This window comes from Streptomyces sp. T39, assembly GCF_008042045.1.
GTDB lineage: Bacteria > Actinomycetota > Actinomycetes > Streptomycetales > Streptomycetaceae > Streptomyces.
Genome location: NZ_RDBP01000229.1, coordinates 1 through 631 on the forward strand (window position 1 = coordinate 1; position 631 = coordinate 631).

The window sequence follows — 631 nt, forward strand, 5'->3', positions numbered from 1 at the left end:
CACCGGCACCCGGGCGGGCGACCCCGTCGAGGCGAGCGCCCTGGCTGGCGGCCGTCCACGGCGAGCACCGCGACGCCGCGCGGCCGCTGCTGGTCGGCTCGGTGAAGACCAACATCGGGCACCTGGACGCCGCGGCGGGCGTGCTGGGCCTCATCAAGGCCGCCCTGTCGGTCCGGCACGGCGTGCTGCCCGCCAGCCTCAACTACGAGACGCCGAACCCGGACATCCCGCTGGAGCAGTGGAAGCTGCGCGTCAACGCGGCCGCCGGGCCCTCGAGGGGGTGGGTGCGGCCCCTCTCGCCGGACGCCGACGGCGGGAACCCGGCGCCGCGCCGGCGACCACCGCACCCACCCACGGGCGGCGAACGCCCCCTGGAGCAGGTCCCCGGCACGGCGCGGCGTCCAGGTGCCCGATGTTGGTCTTCACCGAGCCGACCAGCAGCGGCCGCGCGGCGTCGCGGTGCTCGCCGTGGACGGCCGCCAGGGCGCTCGCCTCGACGGGGTCGCCCGCCCGGGTGCCGGTGCCGGCCGTGCCAGGGACATCCGCGCCCGGATCGTCCCCGTCGACTACGCCTCCCACTGCGAGCACGTCGAGTCGATCCGCGACGAGGTCCTCGCCGGCGTCGCCGGCG

2 pseudogenes are annotated in these 631 nt (G+C 77.8%); one reads left to right on the forward strand and one right to left on the reverse strand.

Annotation, left to right across the window (positions count from 1 at the left end):
- Positions 1-101: 101 nt before the first annotated feature.
- Positions 102-149 (forward strand): annotated as a pseudogene (locus EAO77_RS40900) (hypothetical protein); the annotation flags it as partial.
- 244 nt (positions 150-393) lie between these two features.
- On the opposite strand, the pseudogene EAO77_RS41625 reads toward EAO77_RS40900, so the two are convergent.
- A pseudogene (locus tag EAO77_RS41625) lies at positions 394-631 on the reverse strand (hypothetical protein); the annotation flags it as partial.